This is a genomic window from Streptosporangium sp. DT93 (assembly GCF_049844535.1).
Lineage (GTDB): Bacteria > Actinomycetota > Actinomycetes > Streptosporangiales > Streptosporangiaceae > Streptosporangium.
This window is the reverse complement of the sequence record NZ_JBNCLF010000075.1, coordinates 1-503: the sequence shown is the minus strand read 5'-3', so window position 1 is coordinate 503 and position 503 is coordinate 1. Positions and strand designations below refer to the sequence as shown.

The following is a 503-nucleotide window of genomic DNA, read 5'->3' as shown; positions in this document are numbered from 1 at the left end:
CCAGTCGACGTGGGGGGTGGGTTCGGTCACGTGCAACGTCTGCGGCAACACCCCGTGCCGCATCGCCTGCACCATCTTGATCACCCCGGCCACCCCGGCCGCCGCCTGCGTATGACCGATGTTCGACTTCACCGACCCCACCCACACCGGCCGATCCTCCGCACGCCCCCGCCCGTACGTCGCCAGCAACGCACCCGCCTCGATCGGATCCCCCAACCGCGTACCGGTCCCGTGCGCCTCCACCGCGTCCACATCCCGCGTGTCCAGCAACGCATCCGCCAGCGCCTGCTGAATCACCCGCTCCTGCGCCGGACCACTCGGCGCCGTCATCCCGTTGCTCGCACCGTCCTGGTTCACCGCCGAACCCCGGATCACCGCCAGCACCCGATGACCGTTACGCACCGCCTGCGACAGACGCTCCAGCACCAGCACCCCCACCCCCTCCGCCCACGCCGCACCATCGGCCGACGCCGAGAACGACTTGCACCGCCCGTCCTCCGACA

The 503-nt window shown here is 70.8% G+C and carries 1 protein-coding gene; it reads right to left on the bottom strand.

What is annotated here, in order from left to right; genetic code table 11:
- Positions 1–503 (bottom strand): beta-ketoacyl synthase N-terminal-like domain-containing protein (locus tag ACLQ2R_RS39545; RefSeq protein ID WP_425966546.1); only part of this gene is annotated, 503 nt, incomplete at both ends.